This is a genomic window from Staphylococcus sp. HMSC072B07 (genome assembly GCF_001815505.1).
Lineage (GTDB): Bacteria > Bacillota > Bacilli > Staphylococcales > Staphylococcaceae > Staphylococcus > Staphylococcus simulans.
In genome coordinates this window covers 69,536-90,742 of the sequence record NZ_KV820965.1, presented here as the reverse complement: position 1 = coordinate 90,742, position 21,207 = coordinate 69,536, and the positions used below count along the sequence as shown (strand labels likewise).

Below are 21,207 nucleotides of genomic sequence, written 5' to 3'. Positions count from 1 at the left end.
ATTGCGGGAGGCGGATTTGAACCACCGACCTTCGGGTTATGAGCCCGACGAGCTACCGAACTGCTCCATCCCGCGGTAATATTATTAATCTTGCGACTTACCTATTCATCATATCACAATTTGTTAACCAATGTCAAACCTTTTTTAACAATTTGTGAATTTTATTTTCAAAACGTTAAAGTTGTTTCGAATTTGTTATCTCTTTTTTCAAGACAATACCTAGTATATCGACTTCCCTATCTTGCGTCAACCAGTTTTCGTTAGAAATAAGTGTAATAAATATATAATTGTTATAAATTTTTATATTTAGAGTGCAAATGGTCTCTTTTTATTTACAAATCAGTGATGCTTAAGCTTTCCTTTTGTAAATTTCTTTAAGGTTACAGTAGATATTGCGTTATTTTATATCCCCTCTTAATAAAAATTCAGCAACTTAAAACGCGAATCATGCTTCAAGTTTTAAGTTACTGATTATTAATTTTATATTTAAACCATTTCTTCGCTTTCTGCGAGAAAGCCATTTCGATTCAAATCATCTATCGCATTATCTAAGATCTTTTCAGTGTCTGCAGATAATGTATGCAGATGAATACCATCTGTTAATTTCGCTAACATTGTCCCTTTAAAGCGTGTCATTTCTTCTACAAACGCTTGAATATCTTCTTCAGTTTCAATCATCAATTCAGCACGGATACTGCCATATACGGGATGCTCAACAGAAACATCATCAATCATTGCGCCATTTTCAACGATAAGTTTTAATTCTTCTTCCATCTCATCATAATCATGTTGGCACATTACCACACGTTTACAGCTTTTTCCTTGAGGTTCAATGTCCATAAAGTAACCCTTGCTTGTTGAACTGATCGCATATTCTTTCGTTTTTAAGTGTGAGATATCTTTCACGATAATTTGTCGCGAGACACCAAAACGTTCACTCAGTTCTGAACCTTTAATGGGTCGTGTCGAACTTTGTAAGAGTTCAACGATTTCAGTTCGTCGCTGATCCGCTTGACTCATGGGCAGCCACTCCTTCTAATATCTTATCTATTTCATTAAAACATGTGTCAATTTCACCTAATGTTGAATTGCTTGAAAATGAAATACGTACATATTGATCCGCTTCATGTTCTGTTTGTTTAATCTTCTCAATTAAACCCTCACTCAATAATAAACCATGACCGCATGCTGTACCAGTTGAGATACATATATTACGGCTGGATAAAGATTGCATAATATATTGACCTTCAAACTGTGGTGTTAACAATCCAATAATATGAGGTGCTTGTTTATCACTTCTTAATACACTAAAACCAGATGCTAAAGCACGTTCAGTCGCATATTGATGGAGCTTTGTTAAATGCTCATAATGCGCATCTAATGATAAAGCTCTTGTCATTGCTAAGATGCCAGGCACATCTAACGTACCATTACGTGTACCTTCTTCATGGAAGTAATGTATATTTGTAGGTCGCACTGACTTGTGTTCAATCAACAATGCCCCTACACCTTTAGTACCTTTAAATTTATGCCCAGAGAACGCATATGAAGTAAAAGCTTGAATCGCTTTATCTTCAATCTTTTGTACAGCTTGTACACCATCCACATGAAATGGAATATTGTATGCTTGTGCGAATTCAGCAATTTCATGCACTGGTAGAATATAACCAATTTCAGAATTCACATGTTGTGCAATAATCAATACTGTCTCATCATCTACTAGTGCTTCTAAAGCTGCTAAGTCGATTGTACCTTCGTTTGTTAAAGGCATTTCTACGATTTCAAATTGTTTTTTATATGGTTCTAATGCTGCATAAATAGAAGGATGCTCATAAGGCGAAACTAAAACCTTTCCTTCTTGTGCTTGTGATAAATAAATATCAATTGCGATTTGGTTTGCATGTGATCCACTTGTTGAGAATAAAACTTCTTTATCCGTATTGAAATGTTTTTGAATATAGTGTCGGCTAGAATTCAAAGCTTCTCTTGCCATTTCTCCACCGACATGTAAACTCTCACTATTAAAAAACAACGTTTGTTGTGCTTCATTATATATTGCCAGCGCTTCTTTTGATGGTTGTGTTGTCGCTGCATTATCTAAATAAATCATATCTTTTCTCCCCCACTTGCAATTATCTTACTTTTATGACAAAATCATTGCATACATATATGTTAACATAATTGTATATATTAATGTAAATAGAGGTGTAAACATGAAACGTGTCATTGTCGTTGGGAGCGGAATTGCTGCACTCTCGTTTGTTCGTCAATTACAAGATGATATCGAAGTGATTTGTATCACTAAGGACAAGCTTGCTGAAAACAACAGTAATTTTGCCCAAGGTGGCATATGTTTTTCAAAAAGAGAAGAAGATGAAGCAATCAGCCATAGCCAAGATACTTATGAAGCCGGAGCTGAAATGGGAGATTTTAATGTAATCCAAGAAGTCATTACGAAAAGCTATCCTTTGATTCAAGCACTCGTAGATGAAGGTGTCCCATTCGATTCAAACCCAGTCACACATCATTTAGATTACGCAATGGAAGGCGCACACTCAGCTGCAAGAATTTTGCATGCTGGCGGTGATCAAACTGGTAAGTATATCGCACAACATATGGTAGAACATCTTTCTCATCCACACTTATCCATAATGGAATCAACAGAAGTCATTGATTTAATTTATAACCATGAACATCAAGTCTGTGGCGTACTTGTTTTAGATAGTACTGACGAACAACAAATCATTGAAGCAGATAGTGTCGTGTTCGCAACAGGAGGTATTAACAACCTCTTCCCTACTAACTCTAATATACCACATACCATTGCATCAGGATGTGTGGTCGCATTACGTCATGACATCGCTTTAGAAAGTATGGAAATGATTCAATTCCACCCTACTTTATTAGGTGAACCTGAACATGCCTATAGTTTAGTGTCTGAAGCTGTTAGAGGTGACGGTGGTGTGCTAGTCAATGAACAAGACATTCCGTTTATGGATAAAATACATCCGATGAAAAGCTTGGCTCCACGTGATGTGACTAGTCGTGCAATCTATCATCAACAACAAGAAGGTCACCAAGTCTTTTTAGATATTAGTGCGATTTCGAATTTTGCAGAGCGTTTCCCTACTATTTACAAAGCTGTTCAAGCACATTATCCTGAAGCGATTGCCAAACAACATATCCCTGTTACACCAGGCGCACACTATACCGTCGGCGGTATTAAATCAGAGATTGATGGAACAACAAGTCTTGAAGGCGTGTATGCGATTGGAGAAGCGGCTTGTACAAACTTTCATGGTGCCAACCGCTTAGCCAGTAATTCATTATTAGAAGGTTTAGTTATGGGTGCTTTATGTGCCGAGAAGTTAAATCAAACTTTACAACCTGTCAGTCATAGTCATTTTAATCCAGTATTTAAAATACCTTCTATCTCAGCTGATAGAGCTGCACAATTACAACAAAAAAGTTTTGACATTTTAGGTGTGGAACGTAAAGGAATTAAAATGCAAAACTATTTGAAAGAAATTGAACAGACATTATTCGAAACATCTGAAACAGAATATGTCGATAAAGCAAAATGGCAACGTTATTGTACTGTCAAATTACTACAAATCGTCTGTACAGCAGCGCTTGCTCGTCAAGAATCAAGAGGCGTACATTACAGACTTGATTATCCACATCAAGATAAGCAATTACAATTTGAACTTATTGAAATCAATTCAGGAGGCATGGAACATGTTAAATCCACTACTCGTCAGAGAGAAAATCACTCAATATTACATTGAAGATAATCAATATGGTGATTTAGCAACACACATCTTTGATCAGACACAACAAGGTACAATGTACTTAAAATCAAAAGATAACGGTATCTTTTGCGGCGAAACTATTATCAAAGAAGGATTCAAGTTATTAAAGAGTCACATCGATATCGACCAAAAAATCAAAGATGGTGAGACAGTCAAACCTGGTGATATCATCGCTGAAATTACAGGTCCTGTTTACGTATTACTTACTATGGAACGTATTGTTCTGAACTTAATTCAACGTATGTCAGGTATTGCCACACAAACACATCGTATCGCAGAAAAAATTGCGCATACTTCTACGCGCATTGTTGATACAAGAAAAACAACACCAGGCTTAGGTATCTTTGAGAAATTTGCGGTGACTGTTGGAGGTGGTTTGAACCATCGTCGTTCTTTAAATGATGGATTGATGTTGAAAGATAACCATATCGCTTTCTCTGAATCAATGGAAATTGCGATTCAAAACGCTAAAAAAGTTGTAGGTCCAATGGATAAAATTGAAGTAGAAATTGAAAATGAAGAGATGCTTAACACAGCAATCAATCAAGATGTAGACATCATTATGTTTGATAACCAAACACCAGAATGGATTGCTGAACATCTTAAAGCAGTTCCTCAACATATTCAAACTGAAGCTTCTGGTAATATTAACGAAACAAATGTCGTTGCGTACGCTGAAACTGGCGTAGATTTCATTTCAATGGGTGCTCTATTTTATGCGCAAAACGCGCTCGATATTTCTGCAAAGGTTGTGATTTAAATGTTTAACCCAATGTTATCTGTATCAAAGGAAATTCCTGAAAAGTATCTTAAAATGTCAACTGAGGAGTTAGAACAACATATTCAATCTATTAAAGATGAATTAGGTGATCGCTTATTCATGCCGACACATCATTATCAAAAAGATGAGGTCGTTCAATTTGCCGATATTACGGGTGATTCATTAGAACTTGCTCGTATCTGTAAAGAAAATACTGCTGCTGAATACTTCGTATTTAACGGTGTACACTTTATGGCAGAAACAGCAGACATCTTAACAGACGACCACCAAGACATTTATCTACCAGATTTATCTGCTGGTTGTTCTATGGCAGACATGGCAAATATCACACAAGCTTTACATGGCTATGATGTTTTAACACAAGAATTCAACTTAGATATCTTGCCATTAACTTATGTCAATTCTACTGCAGCGATTAAAAAGTTCGTTGGCGAACACGGTGGTTCATGTGTAACTAGCGGTAACGCAAAATCAGTAGTGGATTGGGCATTGAAACAAGGTAAAGTTATTTTATTCTTACCTGACCAACACTTAGGACGTAATACAGCATATGATTTAGGCATTCCACTTGAACAAATGGCAGTATGGGATCCAATTGCTAAAGAACTTGTTTATGAAGGCAAACTTGAAGATTTACGTATTGTTTTATGGAAAGGTCATTGTTCTGTACATGAGAAATTCCATAAAGCACATATCGATTTAGCACGTGAACGTGATCCTGAAATCAATGTGATTGTACACCCTGAATGTGAATTCGAAGTGGTACAAGCTGCTGATTATGCAGGCTCAACACGCTACATTATTGAAACTATCAAAAACGCACCAAAAGGTTCTCGTTGGTTAATCGGAACTGAAATGAATTTAGTGAATCGTTTAAAAGATACTTACACAGACATCACGATTGATTCATTAAACCCATTAATGTGTTCATGTTTGACTATGAACCGTATTGACCTTCCTCACCTAGCTTGGTGTTTAGATAAAATTTTAGATGGCAACCGTGATAACATCATCAAAGTTGATGCTGAAACAGCAAAATATGCGAAAGAAAGCTTAGATCGTATGTTAAGCATTACTTAATATAAAATGAAAAGGTCTCTCTGAACGAGTAAATACGTCAGAGAGACCTTTTTTATCAATGATTTAATTAGCCATGCGTTTAATCATATTATTCTTTAATGCGAGGAAAGTATCATAACCATCCTCAGTCGTAAAATGACCCGCTTCATCAATAACCTTCATATCACCATCAAAAGCTTGAACTAAACGCTCTGTATCTTGATATGGAACATTCGAATCATTTTTAGATGCGATACCATAGAAATAGTCAATACGTGATTTTAAGTCTTCAATGTCTAATGTAACATCCGGAACATGTAAATCAGGATTTACACCTTCAGCATTCGGACCAAACCCTGCAATACTGAAGAACCCTTCAATACGAATATCTGGATGTTGTTCTAAATATTTCAGCCCCGCAAGCGTACCGAAGCCATGTGTTACGAAATATGTTTCATATTGTGAAATTTCAATTTGCTCATTTAACTGCTTTAACCATTCTTCCATATTGACTGGTAAGTCATGTTGGATATTAACGATATCTGAATGATATCCTTCTAGTCTTAATGATTGTTCTAACCATTCATACCAATTTGAGTGGGCGTCAGCACCTTGAGCATGAATTAAAACAATATTAGTCATGTTCTTCACCTCTTACTCTTTCAAAAAGAAAATGACCTGAAATATCAGTTTAAATGTATTGAAAACCGTCTCCTATCTTCTGTGCTCATCAAAAGATATTTAGCGATTTACAATCGTCATTAAAACTTAGGTTCAGGTCATCTTTCTCTTGTGTATTTCTCATACCTATAATATAAAATCCATCATATTATCTCATCGTCTTCAATTATAAGATTAATCCTATTTGATAAAAAGGTCAATCTTTTTCATTACAATTCGACATGTCAAAACATTTATTGTACAACTTCTGCTAAAGATTCTGCGGCATCTTTACCTTGTTGAATACAATCAGGTAAACCGACCGCTTCAAATGCTGCACCTGTAATACGTAAATGCGGATACGTATGTTTGATATGATCTTGAATACGTCGCACTTGTTGAATATGACCTACATGATACTGTGGCATGCTTTTTGGCATACGATGAACGATTGAAAATTCCGGATCGCCTTTAATATCCATCATTTGACTTAAATCACGACGTACTGTCGCAACAATCTGTTCATCATCCATTTCTTCTAAAATGTTATCACCAGGTTTTCCGACATAAGCACGTAACAAGACTTTACCTTCTGGTGTTGTAAACGGCCATTTTTTGCTGGTCCATGTACAAGCGGTAATACGAGTATTAGAAGTTCTCGCAATCACAAAGCCAGTACCATCATACGTATTGACCACATCTTTTTCATCAAATGCTAAAACAACCGTCGCTACAGAAGTACTTTCCATTGTTTTAAAGTAATCTAATGCTGGATCTTCTGAGAACCATTGCATAAATGTTTGATGTGGTACTGTTACTAAGACGCCGTCATAAAAGTGTTTTTCGCCGTTATAAACAACGTTATATCCTTTTTGGAAACCAATGATATCTTCTACTTTAGTTTGATATTGGATCGTTGTACCTTGCTCAATCACTGCATGCGTTAACGCTTCGATAAAAGAAGATAAACCATGTCTGAATTGCTTAAATTGCCCTTTAGGTGCACCAGGATACAATTGTTTTTTTCGTTGTCTTAATAACTTCTCATGGCGCATACCTTTGATCAAACTGCCGAACTCCTCTTCTCTTTCTTTAAAGTTAGGAAACGTACTCATTAAGCTTAATTTATCGATATCCGTACCATAAATACCACCCATTAAAGGTTCAATCAGATTTTCCAATACTTCATCGCCTAAACGTTGTCTGAAGAAATCTCCTACAGAAATATCTCCATCCATTTCAATAGGTTTCTTAGTTAAATCCATAGCGGCACGTAATTTACCTTTTAATGAGATTAATTGTGTTGTCATAAAAGGTTTTAAATCTGTCGGTATACCCATGATAGAACCACCAGGTATCGGATATAAACGGTTACGTGCATAGATATAAGATTGTCCTGTTTGGTTGGTAATCAATTCATCACCTAAGCCCACTTCTGTCGCAAGATCAGTCATAATTGTTTTGCGACCCAAATAAGATTCTGGACCTAATTCAATCGTGAAACCATCTTTACGATACGTTTGAATTTTACCACCCGTACGATTTGTAGCTTCAATTATTGTGACATCATATTCAGGATGTTCTTTTTTTAAATAATATGCTGCGGAAAGCCCTGTAATCCCTCCGCCGATGACTGCGATGTTCTTACTCATTTGCATCCTCTTCTTTCGTTGTTAAAACATAATAAACTTCATCTGCCATAGCACCGATAAAGAGCGGATGTGTATTTGGCATCGGTGGACGATGATAAGTTGCGCCTACTTCGTCACATACCACTTTACATTCATAATCATTATCATAAAGGACTTCTAAATGATCACAAACAAAACCAACTGGCGTATAAATAAAATGTTCATAGCCATATTCAGCTTTTAAACTTCTTGTTAAATCTTGTACATCCGGTCCGAGCCATGGTGTGCCTGTATTACCTTCAGACTGCCATCCTCTTGCTGTGTGTTGAATATTTGATAGTTCTTCTAATAATCTTGTGTTGTCTTTTAATTGCTCTGGATATGGATCATTTGATTCTAATATCATCTTCTCAGGTAAACTGTGTGCTGAAACCACCAAAACAGTACGATCATGTTCTGCTTCAGGTATGTCTGAAAGTGTTTGATTAATTTGTTTCACCCAGTATTGAATAAATTTTGGTTGTTGATAGAAGCTGTTCACATGCGTCAATTTAATACCATGTGTTTGTGCCGCTTTCGCTGCACGTTTGTTATATGAACCTACAGAGAAATTAGAGAAATGCGGCGCTAAGACAATCGTAATCGCTTCTGTAATACCATCTTGATGCATACGTTCAACTGCATCTTCAATAAATGGATGAATATGTTTTAAACCGACATAGACTTTAAACTCAATATCTTGTTCTTCATACATTAAGTTCAATCTATCTTTTAATGCCTCCGCTTGTTCATCTGTAATTCTAGCTAATGGAGACATCCCACCTATAAATTCATAGCGATCTTTTAAATTTTGAACTTCTTCTGGTGTCGGTTTTTTACCGTGACGAATATCTGTGTAGTACGGCTCTATATCACTTTCTTGATAAGGCGTACCATACGCCATCACGAGTAGTCCAATAGTTCGAGTCATATTAAACCCTTCCTTTACCGTTCATTTTGCATTTAAATTATTTTCGTTTTGTATATTCATGGACATAATCAGCAATTTTCTTCAACGTTTCTGGTTTCACTTCTGGGAATACCCCGTGTCCTAAGTTGAAAATGTGTTTGCCGTAAGCCATTCCTTGATCTAAGATTTCATCTAAGCGCGGTTGAATCACTTCCCATGGTGCCAATAACAATGAAGGATCTAAGTTGCCTTGAATTGTTTTTTTAACCCCTGCATCAGCAGTATCTTTGATTGTTGTACGCCAATCAATACCTAATACATCAATCGGAAGTGAATTCCATTCTTCAATTAAATGTGTAGCATTCACACCGAATAAGATAACCGGCACATCATGTTCTGCTTTAATCCCTTTAATTAAGCGTTCCATATGCGGCTTAATGTAATATCTGAAATCAGGGGCATTTAATGCGCCAATCCACGAATCAAAGATTTGAATCAACTCTGCACCCGCTTCGATTTGTGCATTCGCATACGTGATAGACATATCTACTAAATGATTCATTAACGCAAACCATGTTGCCTCATCACGATACATCATAGCTTTAGTGAAGTGATAATTTTTAGAAGGTCCACCTTCAATCATATAACTTGCTAAAGTAAATGGTGCGCCGACAAAACCAATTAAAGGCACATTCAATTTTTCTTCCGTCAAGAGCTTAATCGTATCTAACACGTAAGGTACATCGCGTTTTGGATCAATTTGTCCTAGCTTTTCTACATCTTGAATCGTTTTGATTGTATTCTCAATCACAGGACCGATACCAGATTTAATCTCTACATCTACACCAATCGGTTTTAATGGTGTCATGATATCTTTATATAAAATTGCTGCGTCAGTTTGATAGTGATCTACTGGTAAATGTGTAACATAGGCACACAATTCAGGTTGGTGTGTAATTTCAAATAACGAATATTTCTCTTTTAAGGCACGATATTCAGGTTGAGAACGACCTGCTTGTCGCATAAACCATAATGGAGTGTGTTCAACCTCTTCTCCCTTAATCATCTTTAAAATTGTATTATTTTTTTGATGCACCACAGTATCCTCCCAAAATTATAATCATTCTAATCTATTCTAGCATATCCGTAGAATACACGTATTTTGTTGGATGTAAATGTCATAAAAAAGACATAGCAAATCACAATCGTGTAAACTTTTTCTACGTGCTTACCTTCTTTTGTTGCAACATATTACATTATGACATAATTTGTTAAAATCCTCATTGGTTCCGTTTTCAAAATCTGAAACATTTTCATCATTTCTATATCAAATTGCCCTACTAATACTATATAATGAGACTACTAGTATTTTTAATTGCTAGAAACTTATTTTTATTCTTTGTAGAATAATACAAAAAAGGAGGAACGTGCCATGAAATTATATGCATCCTATGGTACATTCGGATACCTTAACCAAATTCGATTAAACAACCCAGAGCATAACTTATTTTTATTCTCAACAAATGATTCATCAGTGATTTTTGAAGAAACTGAACAACCAACTGCTTTAAAAGAACCACTTAAATATGAAGTACTTTCAAGCATTAATGAACTTGAAGAAGAATGTTTCTATGCAGTTGTCTTTATCCCAACTTCAGAAAATCATATGTATCAATTAGAAAAACGTTTAACATCATTATCTTTAAACTTGGATAAATTCCCTGGATTCAAATGTTACCGTTTCTTAAAACCAATTAAAGGAACAACTTACAAAATCTACTTTGGTTTTGCTGAGCGTAGTAACTTTGAAGATTTCAAATCTTCTCAAGTTTATCAAGATAACTTCTCTAAAACAGCGTTATCTCAATTCTTCGGTTCTAGCGGCCAACATTCAAGTTATTTTGAACGTTTCCTCTATCCGGTGGATAAAGATTAAGCAAAAGTATCTAAAAAACAAAACAACGTCCATTAGCTTAAATTGCTAATGAGACGTTGTTTTTATATATTTAGAATTAGTCTTTTAATAAGGCTTCTTGGTATTTCAATTTCTTGATAATATTTCTGATTGTCAACCAACCCACCACAAAGAATACTAATGCCATATAAAATTGTGGCGGGAAAAGGATAGCGTATGTTAACGCTAATATTACACCGATACCAAACATAATATGATATAGAAACTGACCATAGCCTTGAATTACTCTTTCTTCAGGTACAGGCCAAACTTGCGGCCATAACCCATAAGCTTGTTGTGTATAGAACTGTGCTGTTTGCAGTAAAATTATATACATAAACAGTCCGCCTACAATTAATGAAATCCATTGATTCGAAAGCCAAATCATTAACACAAGTGCAATAATAACTAATCGTAAAATGATATTGAATGCATCTTTACCTCTTAAGAAGCTACGTTTAAATAGAAATAAATACATATGCTTTGCGTTATATTGATTTGAACGCGGTCTCGGCAATAAGAAATCCAAATAACGACGACGTACTGCCGCTGAGCGCAAGTGTTTTACATCAGTGAACATATTGACGAATTTATAGTAATTCATGTGATGTTGCTGTTCAATCGCAATCAGCGCTTCCCATGGCAATAAGCGTTTTGCATTATTTTTCTTTAGTACAATAATCCATGCGATAAATACAATAACAAGTAACAAACCAAACCATTGATGTGCACCTAAAATTAAAACGTATGTGATTGCAAAGAGCAGCCATTGCAGGACTTGCATAATCCATAAAGGCCTTTTTGCCTGCATCCACTCTAATTTGGCAATTAAGCCGAGATATGGATAAATTAAAGCGGCAACCGCAAATAATGCGTAGTAAAGCAGATTGCCCGCTTCAAGTCTACTGAATAATGGAAAGAGTACAATTAATACAACCACTTGCAAAGCTATTCTATTTAAATAACTATAAATAATACTATAGTTCAAGTAGCTGCGCATATGCCGTTCAAATGGTAATAGGAACAAACGATCCGCCTCTTTAAACAAAGTGCGTAAAGGAAAGATCGAAATTACAGCAACAGCGATACTTGCTAATAATGCATATGGTATGCCAGATGGAATATGTTTAAGCCAGTTACCGTAGCCTAATATAAACGCACCGAATAAAATCAATAGAAATACTGAAAAGTGCCCATTAAAAATAAATTTATTATAGTAGGCTTTTTCTTTACTGATTGCTGTTCTTCTTTGGTTAAATAATTCTATGGCGCGATGGTCTGTCATATGTTTTGACCACCTTGCGTCACATGAATATAAATTTCATCTAATGTTTTATCATGTAAACCTGTTTGTGCTCTAAGTTCATCTAAATTACCAAAAGCAACAATACGTCCTTCATCAAGGATGATGAAGCGATCACAATAACGCTCAGCTGTTGCTAATATATGTGTACTCATCAACACAGTACGCCCTTCATTCTTCTTCTCTACCATTAAATCCAACATGGATTGTATACCTAATGGATCTAAACCAAGAAATGGCTCGTCAATGATATAAAGTTCAGGGTTGACGATAAAGGCGCAAATTATCATGACCTTCTGTTTCATCCCTTTAGAAAAATGACTTGGAAAAACTTGGAGTTCTTTTTCTAAACGAAATGTTTTTAATAACGGCATGGCACGATCCATTGCAGTTTGTTTATCGATGCCATAAGCCATTGCAGTCATATCAATATGTTCTTGTAATGTTAATTCTTCATATATGACCGGTGCTTCAGGAATATACGATAATTTATGTCTATAGGTCTCAATATCTTCTTTGATGTTAGTACCTGAAATAGAAAGTTCACCTGCAGCAGGTGTTAACAATCCGAGCATGTGCTTGATTGTCGTACTTTTCCCTGCACCGTTAAGGCCGATCAAGCCTACAATTTCACCATTTTTTAATTCAAAACTAATATCTTGAATCACAGGTTTTTTACCATAACCACCTGTGAGATGTTCTACTTTAACAGTCATATTCATAACCTCCAACTGTTCTTTATTGTACCAAAAAGCATGTATTAACTCATAGAGAAATCATTCGTGACATGACGTTTAAAGGCGGGTAATGCTATAATGTACTTTAAGTAAACCTTTTAAGGAGTGAATTGTGATGTCAGAAACAATTTTCAGCAAAATCATTGATGGTGAAATCCCAAGTTATAAAGTTTATGAAGATGATTATGTCTATGCATTCTTAGATATTTCGCAAGTAACGAAAGGTCACACTTTGCTTGTACCTAAGAAAGCTTCACCAAACATTTTCGAAACTGATCCAGAAACAATGCAGCATATCGGTGCAGCAATGCCTAAAATTGCCAACGCAATTAAAAAAGCATTTAATCCAGACGGCTTAAACATCATTCAAAACAATGGTGAATTTGCAGACCAATCTGTATTCCACTTACATTTCCACTTCTTACCAAGATACGAAAATGATGTGGATGGCTTCGGTTATAAATGGATTACACACGAAGAAGAATTAGGCGATGAAGCAAAAGCTAAAATTGCAAAAGAGATTCAAGCACATTTTGAATGATTACCTAATTTTCGGGTAATAACATACTATATCTAAACTCAACATCATTTAATAAGGAGACTAACCTATGAAAGTAATTCGCATTTTAGGTGGATTAGTTGCTGGTACTGCTGCTGGTCTTGCTGTAACTGCTTTTAATAAAAACAGTTCTAAAGCTGGCCAAACTGAATTTGACGACAGTACAAAAGCAATTAAACAACAATCATCTAATATTTCAAGCTATGTTAATCAAATCAAAGACGGTACGCAAGAAGTTAAAACTATCGTCGATGAAGTTAAAACTTTGATTAGCGACTTTATGAAAGATATTCAACCAAATATCAATCATATTCAAGAAAATATTCAAGATATCCAAAAACGCGGTGAAGTTATCGGTGAAACGGTGCAAGGCATTACGAAAAGCCCTGATAAGAAAAACATCACACCGTACACACCAAAACAACAACCTGTTGGTAAAGACCAGCGTGAAACGGTACAACAAAATCAAACAGCTGCAGTGGAACCTAAAAAGAAACAAGTGGACACTGAAGCTGAATAATGAGTATTTAAGATCAGAACAACATCGTGTTGTCCTGGTCTTTTCTTTTAAATTTTAAACTTCTTGAACATGCGATATTACAGCATTCTCCCCTCTTCTAAACATGCCACTTAATTAGCCTGAAATTTCCTCATAATTAATACTTGACTCTTTCATTAGAAAGATAGATAATACCTAAGTATTGATAAGAACTTAGAAAAAATATCCCAAAATAAACGAAAAAACAAATAAATAATGCGAGGAGGTATCGTGATGTTTTTATGCTCACGTCAAATTGACATTAATACAAGATTTGGCTTACCCCGTATCTTTTTTATCGCTGTTGTCACAACTATTATCACATTTTTAATCAGCTATGAAGTATTGATATTTTTATCCAATAAAGAGATCACAGACCGGTACTTTTTCGTGTTTCTAATAGCGGTGTTATTACTTTATCCAATTCATAAACTCATTCATTTAATTGTTTTAGCACCCTACTACAAACACTTTAAAAAGAAACGTCTTACTAAGCGACCATGGATACCCTTATATAACTTATATGTCAGTACGCCAGTGAATAAATATTTATTCTGCTTATGCTTAATTGCACCAGTTATCGTGATTACTGCAGCAAGTATTTATATGGCAACATTAATGCCGCAGTACGGTCATTATTTCATGTTCCTACTGTCACTAAACGCTGGTTTCTCAGTGATGGACTTTATGTATTTAAAATTAATCTTATTCTCAAATGAAGGCAGATATATTGAAGAACATTGCACAGGTTTTAATATCTTAAATAAATATGATATGCCGTTAGACACACATTTTAATTAATGATACAAGCAGCACCTTGAACATGTTATTTTATGTTTAAGGTGCTTTTATTTATGTCATTTTTAATACTTTAGTCTGAAGACAACAGTAATGAATTTGTATCAGATTCATATTATGGTATATTAACATTGTTATATTTTGAAAAAGGAGACTGCGTTATGAAATCATTAAAAAAAGTTATGATTCCAATTACAGCGAGTGCTGTGCTATTAAGTGCATGCGGGAATCATGCCACAGATTCTAAAGAAAACGTCTTAATATCTTCTAAAGCTGGAGATGTTAAAGTAGAAGATGTCATGAAAAAAATCGGTAAAGAACAAATCGCTAATAGTTCTTTTGAAATTTTGTTAGGTAAATTACTAGAGAAAAAATATGCTGACAAAGTTGATGATAAAGAAATTGATAAACAAATCAAAGATGAGCAAAAACAATATGGCGGTAAAGACCAATTTGAAAGTGCTCTAAAACAACAAGGTATGACACTTAAAGACTATAAGGAACAAAAGAAATTGCAAGCTTACCAAAAACAAATGTTAATGGATAAAGTTAAAGTTTCTGATAAAGAGCTTAAAGAAGACACTAAAAAAGCTTCTCATATCTTAATCAAAGTGAAATCTGATGATAAAGATAAAGAAGGTTTAAGTGATAAAGAAGCGAAAGCTAAAGCAGAGAAAATCCAAAAAGAAGTGAAGAAAAATCCTGATAAATTCGGAGAAATCGCTAAAAAAGAATCTATGGATGAAGCAAGTGCTAAAAAAGACGGCAGCTTAGATTATGTTATTAAAGGCCAAATGGTAAAACCATTTGATAAAGCACTATTCAAATTGAAAGATGGCGAAATCTCAGATGTCGTTAAATCAGATTATGGTTATCACATCATCAAAGCAGATCAACCAACTGATTTCTCATCAGAAAAAGATAAGTTGAAATCACAAATCATCCAAAATAAAGTTCAAAAAGATCCTAAGATTTTAGTAGAGGCTTACAAAGACTTACTAAAAGAATTTAACGTTGATTTCAAAGATAGAGATATTAAAAAAGCAGTCGAAGACTCTATCTTGAACCCTGACAAACTTAAACAACAGTCTCAAGGCGGCGAAGGTATGCAAACGCCTTAATAAGTCTTAAAGCTAAAATAAAGCTGAATTCCACTCGGAATTCAGCTTTTTATTGTTAAGAGATAGATTAATCTAAACTCTCTGGATTATAAAATTGTCTGTTTTCCATTGCAAATAAACGTTCAGTGAACTGCCCTTTTCTTGCTTTCTTGAAAGCTTTCTCAAAGATATTCATTCTAGCATCGATATTATCGATGTACGTTAGAATTTCTGCTTCTTTCAGCATCGGTAATTTAGGTGAACCATATTCTAGTTTACCATGATGTGATAAAATCATATGTTTTAGCAACATCACTTCTTCACCTTCAATACCTAACTCTTCTGCAGCTTTTGTCACTTCTTCACTTGCGATAGAGATATGGCCTAATAAGTTACCTTCAACCGTATATGACGTTGCAACCGGTCCGCTTAACTCTTTAACTTTACCGATATCATGTAAAATCACGCCACTATATAACAAACTTTTATTTAACATCGGATAGATATCGCATAAACTTTTAGCTATCTTCAGCATCGTTAAAACATGATAACTTAAACCGCTCGCAAAGTTATGATGAAAGGAACTTGCAGCTGGAAAGACATAAAACGTGTCATGATGTTTTTTCAACATATGCCTTGTTAGACGTTGAAGTTTACTATTCTCAATTTCCAATAAAAAGTAATCAATTTGTTCTTTGATTTGATCTGGGGTTAACGGCGCACCATCAATGAAGTCTTTAGCTGATAATCCATCAGCAGGTTCTGCTAATTTAAACTGATTTACTTTCATTTGTTTACGGCCACGATAATTAATCACATCGCCTTTAGCATGAATGATTGTTTCTGGTTTTAGGACTTCCATATCTTGCTTTGTTACTGTCCATACTTTAGCTTCAATTTCACCGCTTTTATCTTGTAAATACAAAGTCATATAGTCTTTGCCTTGCGCAGTAACACCCTGAGCAGCTCGATGGATTAAGAAAAAATGATCTACCGAATCTCCAGGTTGAAGCTTTTCTACATTTCTCATTTTTTGCCTCCTTCTTCTAGTTTTTCTAAAATAACTGTTTGTTTAGCAGGAATATTATTATCTTTTGAACATGTAAAGTATAAAATTTGATATTCTGCTGATAAAGATTTCAAGTAGTCTATCATAGCACCTTTACGATGCTTGTCAAAATGAACGAAGGCATCATCGATAATGATTGGCATTGAATAATAAGGTTTCAAAATTTTGATTAAACTTAAACGCAAGGCAATGTATAGCGCTTCTTTCGTTGATTGACTGATTTCATTTGGCTGATACATTTGACCATTACGATGTTTAACTCTGACATCCTCATTTTCATATGTGACTTGCGTATAATTATCATGCGTCAATTGTTTAAAGATTTCAGTAGCTTCATCAATGACTTGTGGTAAACGCTTATCTTTAATTTGTTTGATATGTGCATCTACTAACGCTTGTAAATAGCTGAGGCTTGCCCAATCTTTCGCATTTTCATTCATTTGATTTCTAAGCATATAGTAACGATGACGTAATTGCGTTAATGTATCATCAGTTTCCATATGTTTGATTTGTGCAGTTAAATCGCTGACTTCTGATTGTAACGTAAGATACTTATCATTATATTCATCAACTTGTGAAGCTAATCTGTTATTTTCTTCTTCTAACTGTACTTTTGTTTTATCACTTAAATCAGATGCTTCATCGTACATCATATTTTGATTTTCTAAATATTTATTAAGATCTTGATATCTACTGTGATTATCTTTGTAAGTCACATAACGATGATGGTAACGATAATATGCTTCCTCATCCCCAACTTTCACAAAATCAAATAAGCTGTTAATAGATTGATTATGTTCATCTAAACGCTCATTCAACTGTTTCAGTTCATTAGTTAAAAGTTGAATGTCTTCATCATTGCGATTCCATCTTGTTTGATTTTCTTCTGCTTGTTTCAACCAACGATTTGTATCATGGAAGAGTGCAGCTGATTTAAAATCACTGATTTGATTTTTTGTCACTGCTTGCGCATGATCATAGAACGCATCAACTTCTGATTTCAATGCAGAATGTTGTTCTTGTAATTCAGAAACACGTTGTTTTAACGATTGAATACGTTCGATTGTTTTAATACCGTCAATCAATAAATCATCTGACATTTTTTCTGAAACATGTAAATCAGCTTTGACTTCCTGAATATTTTGGTCAAAACGTTCATGATTTTGTTGTGCTTCTGCTAACTTATCTTCAGTCAACTCAATTTTAGAATTCAAAATACCGATAGATTTATCTACACTATGATGTTGATTTCTCAAGCGAGCTTGATCATCTAAATCAAAGTCTAAGTCATATTTATCTTCGAGTGCTGCATTCTCTTGTTCTAATTGTGAAATTTCATTAGAGAATGTTTCACTATGACCGATTTCTGATGACTTGAATAAAATCGCACCTACTATAAAGCCTACCGCAGCAACAGCGAAGATAATCGCAAATAAAAGTGCTTGCGTCGCAAATGAGAAGACTGCTAAACCAGCACTGACAATTGCTAATACAATAAAGATAATTCTTGTTGTTTTTTGTTTACGGTTTCGTTCAGCCTGTTCTGAATCAAAAGCTTCTTTCATTTTTTGATAAAGATTTTTCTTTTCATTTAACTCAATGGACTTTTGATTATATTCTTTTTTCTTCTCAAATACTTCATCAGAAACGAGCGCATCTTCAACTTGTTGCTTTTCTTCTTCGTTGTTTGCTTGTTCTATTTGTTGTTCTTCTAAAGTACGTTCTAATTGAGTCATGTATGCGGCTTGATCTTGTTTCTTCGCAATTTGCTTGCTGACGAAGCTTTTCATACTTTCAGAAGTATCTATATTATCGTGATCTTCTTGCCAACCAATATTAGATTTAAGACCTTCGATTTCTCTTGATTTATCTTCAATCTCTTTATTCAGAGCTTGTAGTTGTGTTTCTTTTTGTTTAATGTCATTTTCTTGTTTAGCAATATTATTTAACGCATCGATATCAGATTGTTTTGGGACATCAATTTGTTCATTTTCTTGTTGTAACTGCGTTAATTTTTCTTGGCGTAGGCTGATATCTTTCTTCAACTGATCTCTACGTGCTTTAGATGCTTCATATCGCTCAATCCCTTGTTCTGGGAAGTCTAGCGGTTCGATGTTCAATTCATGCTCTAGTGCTTTCCATTCTTGCGCTTGATCTAATAATGCTAATTCTTTTTGTTTCGCTTCATGCATCTTAGATAATTGCATCAAGTTTTGTTGAAGATGATCTAAACGCCGTTCAGCTTTATCTCTTTCATCAATCAGACTATGATAAGATTCCAATTCGCTTTCATGCGCTCTGATTTGGTTTTGTAAATCGTTTAATTGCTCTAATTGCTGATTAATGACAGGATTCTTCCCTGAACGTTTATATAACGCTGCTTTTTGTGCTTCTAATTGTTCTCTCATGGTTGTAAATTGTGTGGATCCTAAAGCACCTGCTTGCAACAAGTATTCTTGAAGTTGTTTCTCATCCATATTGCGATTGATATTTTGTAAACCTAAAACATCGAAAGAATAAATGCCTTTATATGTATTCTTGTCGATATAATTTAATTTATTTTGCAGCCATTCTTCATCACGGATACCGCCATTTTCAAGATAGACTTTAACATCACCTTGCGCTGCACCTTTCACACGTTCAACTTGGATTTCTTGTCCATCATCTAACTTCAAATAAAGCTTGCCGCCATATTGGTTACCTAATCTCGGTTCAAAGCGCGGTTCGTTTTCTCTTTTAGTCGGAAAGCCGAATAAAATTGAATGAATAAAAGCTTGGATTGTTGATTTACCCGCTTCATTCTCACCATATATTTGTGTTAATGACTTATTAAATTTAATTGTTCTTTCAACGAACTTACCATAACCATAAATATCTAATGCTAAAATCTTCATGATTGCTCACCTCTTAAACCTGACTTAAGCAATGCTTCTGCACGATTAATCAATTCTACCTTATCAAAGTCATCATAGTTATCTAAAAACTTAGTTGCTTTAGGATTTAGGTAAAGATCACTCATCGCATTTGTAAAAATTGCGTCATCAGCTTTCAATTCTTGAGAAAATTCATGCTCAAGTGGTCTTGTGTCATCATCTTTATAAGAAACAATTAAAGATTCAATAAACACGAAGTTATTTTCATTTTCTTCGTATTCTTTCAACATTGCTTCTACTTGCATTAAATCTTGAGAAGACACAGGCTCATCGCTATCAATCTCTAAATAAACTCTATAGATAGCTTTACCTTGTTTTCTGACTTGATTTTTAAATTTTTGTACCACATCATAAATGCCTTGCTTTGTTGTTTGTTTTGTTTCAATTTTAATTTCATCAAAACGAATAAAATGTGAAGGTACAAATTCAACATTTAATTTAAATTCGTCCCCTTCTACAAGTAGAAAACCTTTATCTCCCATTTCATTGAAATGACGGCCTTGTATATTACCAGGATAGTACGTCGGTGGCATATCATTAATTTGTTGACGTTCATGAATATGGCCGAGTGCCCAATAATGATAAAGTTTAGAGTTTAAATCTTCTAATCGAAATTCAGTATAACGGTGCTTCGTAGAGGATTTGCTATAGGTACCATGCAGTACACCAATATGCAGGCCTTTCTCTCCTTGGCTAGAAGGATACTCATCTAATTTGTTTTCGTAACTTGCATGATCTTGATAACTGAAACCATGTAATAAAATCTTTTCACCATTCTTTGTAATGGTTTGATACGTCTCAACATTTTTATCAAACACTGAAACATTTTCTGGCCAGTCTGTTACAACACTATCTGATAGCGGATCATGATTTCCATGACACATATACACAAATATCTGCTCTTTCTTTAAGCGTTCAAATTGTTCTTTTAAAAATACTTCAGCTCTTAACGTACGGTTATGGTCATCAAAGACATCACCGGCTATGACGATAAAATCAACTTCTTCTTGTAATGCGAAATTAACAAGTGTCTTAAAACTTTCATACGTACTCTTTTTCACATCTTCATAAATGTTTTCACTTAAATGGCTATGCGTTTTAAACGGGCTATCTAGGTGTAAATCTGCACAATGAATAAATTTCACCATATATAGTAAGCTCCTTTTTCATATAATCCAAATTCTATATAAATTATGTAAATTCAATTGATTTGTAATCAAAGTATCATCTTATTTTACCATAGTCGCCTGCTATGCGTCTAAAGAACACAGATAACAAAAACAAGAAAAAACTGCCGGGTGAAGTCACCCGACAGTTAAAATGT

Annotated in this window: 19 protein-coding genes and 1 tRNA gene; 8 read left to right on the top strand and 12 right to left on the bottom strand. The window is 34.7% G+C overall.

The window, feature by feature from the left end; translation table 11 throughout:
* Position 1: 1 nt before the first annotated feature.
* The 3 genes from HMPREF3031_RS12510 to HMPREF3031_RS12500 form a co-directional block, all read right to left on the bottom strand.
* A tRNA-Met gene (locus tag HMPREF3031_RS12510) sits at positions 2 to 75 on the bottom strand.
* 411 nt (positions 76 to 486) lie between these two features.
* Complete coding sequence (locus tag HMPREF3031_RS12505; protein WP_002481268.1) at positions 487 to 1,020, bottom strand: transcription repressor NadR; 534 nt, start codon at positions 1,018 to 1,020, stop codon at positions 487 to 489.
* On the bottom strand, positions 992 to 2,110 hold the full coding sequence (locus tag HMPREF3031_RS12500) for a cysteine desulfurase family protein (protein WP_002481269.1): 1,119 nt from the start codon (positions 2,108 to 2,110) through the stop codon (positions 992 to 994). The genes HMPREF3031_RS12505 and HMPREF3031_RS12500 overlap by 29 nt, the downstream gene beginning before the upstream one ends.
* A gap of 103 nt (positions 2,111 to 2,213) precedes the next feature.
* Here HMPREF3031_RS12500 and HMPREF3031_RS12495 point away from each other — a divergent pair, with 103 nt between their 5' ends.
* From HMPREF3031_RS12495 to nadA, 3 genes are read left to right on the top strand one after another with little or no spacing between them, the layout of a single operon-like run.
* On the top strand, positions 2,214 to 3,788 hold the full coding sequence (locus HMPREF3031_RS12495) for an L-aspartate oxidase (protein WP_002481270.1): 1,575 nt from the start codon (positions 2,214 to 2,216) through the stop codon (positions 3,786 to 3,788).
* On the top strand, positions 3,739 to 4,572 hold the full coding sequence (gene nadC / locus HMPREF3031_RS12490) for a carboxylating nicotinate-nucleotide diphosphorylase (protein WP_002481271.1): 834 nt from the start codon (positions 3,739 to 3,741) through the stop codon (positions 4,570 to 4,572). Before HMPREF3031_RS12495 ends, nadC begins: the two co-directional genes overlap by 50 nt.
* On the top strand, positions 4,573 to 5,673 hold the full coding sequence (gene nadA / locus HMPREF3031_RS12485) for a quinolinate synthase NadA (RefSeq protein ID WP_002481272.1): 1,101 nt from the start codon (positions 4,573 to 4,575) through the stop codon (positions 5,671 to 5,673).
* A gap of 63 nt (positions 5,674 to 5,736) precedes the next feature.
* On the opposite strand, the gene HMPREF3031_RS12480 is transcribed toward nadA, so the two are convergent.
* The 4 genes from HMPREF3031_RS12480 to hemE form a co-directional block, all read right to left on the bottom strand.
* Complete coding sequence (locus HMPREF3031_RS12480) at positions 5,737 to 6,294, bottom strand: RBBP9/YdeN family alpha/beta hydrolase (RefSeq protein WP_002481273.1); 558 nt, start codon at positions 6,292 to 6,294, stop codon at positions 5,737 to 5,739.
* Positions 6,295 to 6,566: 272 nt separating this feature from the next.
* A complete protein-coding gene (gene hemY, locus HMPREF3031_RS12475; protein ID WP_002481274.1) occupies positions 6,567 to 7,964 on the bottom strand; it encodes a protoporphyrinogen oxidase in 1,398 nt (465 codons plus the stop codon).
* Positions 7,957 to 8,913, bottom strand: a complete 957-nt coding sequence (gene hemH / locus HMPREF3031_RS12470) for a ferrochelatase (protein ID WP_002481275.1) — start codon at positions 8,911 to 8,913, stop codon at positions 7,957 to 7,959. Before hemH ends, hemY begins: the two co-directional genes overlap by 8 nt.
* 37 nt (positions 8,914 to 8,950) lie before the next feature.
* Positions 8,951 to 9,991, bottom strand: coding sequence for a uroporphyrinogen decarboxylase (gene hemE / locus HMPREF3031_RS12465; protein WP_002481276.1), 1,041 nt, complete (start codon positions 9,989 to 9,991; stop codon positions 8,951 to 8,953).
* 333 nt (positions 9,992 to 10,324) lie between these two features.
* Between hemE and HMPREF3031_RS12460 the strand changes: the two genes are divergently transcribed.
* Complete coding sequence (locus tag HMPREF3031_RS12460; RefSeq protein WP_002481277.1) at positions 10,325 to 10,828, top strand: hypothetical protein; 504 nt, start codon at positions 10,325 to 10,327, stop codon at positions 10,826 to 10,828.
* 76 nt (positions 10,829 to 10,904) lie between these two features.
* Here HMPREF3031_RS12460 and HMPREF3031_RS12455 read toward each other — a convergent pair whose 3' ends face one another.
* On the bottom strand, positions 10,905 to 12,131 hold the full coding sequence (locus HMPREF3031_RS12455; protein ID WP_002481278.1) for an ABC transporter permease EcsB: 1,227 nt from the start codon (positions 12,129 to 12,131) through the stop codon (positions 10,905 to 10,907).
* Entirely contained in the window at positions 12,128 to 12,865 is a 738-nt protein-coding gene (locus HMPREF3031_RS12450; protein WP_002481279.1) for an ABC transporter ATP-binding protein EcsA, read from the bottom strand. Before HMPREF3031_RS12450 ends, HMPREF3031_RS12455 begins: the two co-directional genes overlap by 4 nt.
* Before the next feature lie 136 nt (positions 12,866 to 13,001).
* Here HMPREF3031_RS12450 and HMPREF3031_RS12445 point away from each other — a divergent pair, with 136 nt between their 5' ends.
* The 4 genes from HMPREF3031_RS12445 (at position 13,002) to HMPREF3031_RS12430 (ending at position 15,902) form a co-directional block, all read left to right on the top strand.
* Complete coding sequence (locus tag HMPREF3031_RS12445; RefSeq protein ID WP_002481280.1) at positions 13,002 to 13,427, top strand: HIT family protein; 426 nt, start codon at positions 13,002 to 13,004, stop codon at positions 13,425 to 13,427.
* A 67-nt stretch (positions 13,428 to 13,494) separates the two neighbouring features.
* The gene (locus HMPREF3031_RS12440) at positions 13,495 to 13,965 is read left to right on the top strand and encodes a YtxH domain-containing protein (RefSeq protein ID WP_002481281.1); all 471 of its coding nucleotides are present in this window, start codon (positions 13,495 to 13,497) and stop codon (positions 13,963 to 13,965) included.
* 252 nt (positions 13,966 to 14,217) lie between these two features.
* Positions 14,218 to 14,784: a DUF3267 domain-containing protein gene (locus HMPREF3031_RS12435; protein ID WP_002481282.1), complete on the top strand. Its 567-nt coding sequence runs from the start codon at positions 14,218 to 14,220 to the stop codon at positions 14,782 to 14,784.
* Positions 14,785 to 14,942: 158 nt separating this feature from the next.
* Positions 14,943 to 15,902: a peptidylprolyl isomerase PrsA gene (locus tag HMPREF3031_RS12430; RefSeq protein ID WP_002481283.1), complete on the top strand. Its 960-nt coding sequence runs from the start codon at positions 14,943 to 14,945 to the stop codon at positions 15,900 to 15,902.
* 67 nt (positions 15,903 to 15,969) lie between these two features.
* Here HMPREF3031_RS12430 and yhaM read toward each other — a convergent pair whose 3' ends face one another.
* Genes yhaM through HMPREF3031_RS12415 form a run of 3 tightly spaced genes read right to left on the bottom strand, consistent with a single transcriptional unit; the run spans position 15,970 to position 21,031 of the window.
* Positions 15,970 to 16,911, bottom strand: coding sequence for a 3'-5' exoribonuclease YhaM (yhaM, locus tag HMPREF3031_RS12425; protein ID WP_070725005.1), 942 nt, complete (start codon positions 16,909 to 16,911; stop codon positions 15,970 to 15,972).
* Positions 16,908 to 19,844 (bottom strand): AAA family ATPase, encoded by a 2,937-nt coding sequence (locus HMPREF3031_RS12420; RefSeq protein ID WP_002481285.1) that lies wholly within the window; start codon positions 19,842 to 19,844, stop codon positions 16,908 to 16,910. Before HMPREF3031_RS12420 ends, yhaM begins: the two co-directional genes overlap by 4 nt.
* Complete coding sequence (locus HMPREF3031_RS12415; protein WP_002481286.1) at positions 19,841 to 21,031, bottom strand: metallophosphoesterase family protein; 1,191 nt, start codon at positions 21,029 to 21,031, stop codon at positions 19,841 to 19,843. The genes HMPREF3031_RS12420 and HMPREF3031_RS12415 overlap by 4 nt, the downstream gene beginning before the upstream one ends.
* Positions 21,032 to 21,207: the final 176 nt, after the last annotated feature.

Excerpts from the sequence above, each read along its gene's own strand:
- HMPREF3031_RS12505 (WP_002481268.1), bottom strand. The coding sequence starts at position 1,020 with ATGAGTCAAGCGGATCAGCGACGAACTGAAATCGTTGAACTCTTACAA.
- HMPREF3031_RS12440 (WP_002481281.1), top strand. The coding sequence starts at position 13,495 with ATGAAAGTAATTCGCATTTTAGGTGGATTAGTTGCTGGTACTGCTGCT.
- nadA (WP_002481272.1), top strand. The coding sequence starts at position 4,573 with ATGTTTAACCCAATGTTATCTGTATCAAAGGAAATTCCTGAAAAGTAT.
- HMPREF3031_RS12430 (WP_002481283.1), top strand. The coding sequence starts at position 14,943 with ATGAAATCATTAAAAAAAGTTATGATTCCAATTACAGCGAGTGCTGTG.
- HMPREF3031_RS12450 (WP_002481279.1), bottom strand. The coding sequence starts at position 12,865 with ATGACTGTTAAAGTAGAACATCTCACAGGTGGTTATGGTAAAAAACCT.
- hemH (WP_002481275.1), bottom strand. The coding sequence starts at position 8,913 with ATGACTCGAACTATTGGACTACTCGTGATGGCGTATGGTACGCCTTAT.
- HMPREF3031_RS12420 (WP_002481285.1), bottom strand. The coding sequence starts at position 19,844 with ATGAAGATTTTAGCATTAGATATTTATGGTTATGGTAAGTTCGTTGAA.
- hemY (WP_002481274.1), bottom strand. The coding sequence starts at position 7,964 with ATGAGTAAGAACATCGCAGTCATCGGCGGAGGGATTACAGGGCTTTCC.
- HMPREF3031_RS12495 (WP_002481270.1), top strand. The coding sequence starts at position 2,214 with ATGAAACGTGTCATTGTCGTTGGGAGCGGAATTGCTGCACTCTCGTTT.
- HMPREF3031_RS12415 (WP_002481286.1), bottom strand. The coding sequence starts at position 21,031 with ATGGTGAAATTTATTCATTGTGCAGATTTACACCTAGATAGCCCGTTT.
- nadC (WP_002481271.1), top strand. The coding sequence starts at position 3,739 with ATGTTAAATCCACTACTCGTCAGAGAGAAAATCACTCAATATTACATT.
- HMPREF3031_RS12480 (WP_002481273.1), bottom strand. The coding sequence starts at position 6,294 with ATGACTAATATTGTTTTAATTCATGCTCAAGGTGCTGACGCCCACTCA.
- yhaM (WP_070725005.1), bottom strand. The coding sequence starts at position 16,911 with ATGAGAAATGTAGAAAAGCTTCAACCTGGAGATTCGGTAGATCATTTT.
- HMPREF3031_RS12455 (WP_002481278.1), bottom strand. The coding sequence starts at position 12,131 with ATGACAGACCATCGCGCCATAGAATTATTTAACCAAAGAAGAACAGCA.
- HMPREF3031_RS12460 (WP_002481277.1), top strand. The coding sequence starts at position 10,325 with ATGAAATTATATGCATCCTATGGTACATTCGGATACCTTAACCAAATT.
- HMPREF3031_RS12435 (WP_002481282.1), top strand. The coding sequence starts at position 14,218 with ATGTTTTTATGCTCACGTCAAATTGACATTAATACAAGATTTGGCTTA.
- HMPREF3031_RS12500 (WP_002481269.1), bottom strand. The coding sequence starts at position 2,110 with ATGATTTATTTAGATAATGCAGCGACAACACAACCATCAAAAGAAGCG.
- HMPREF3031_RS12445 (WP_002481280.1), top strand. The coding sequence starts at position 13,002 with ATGTCAGAAACAATTTTCAGCAAAATCATTGATGGTGAAATCCCAAGT.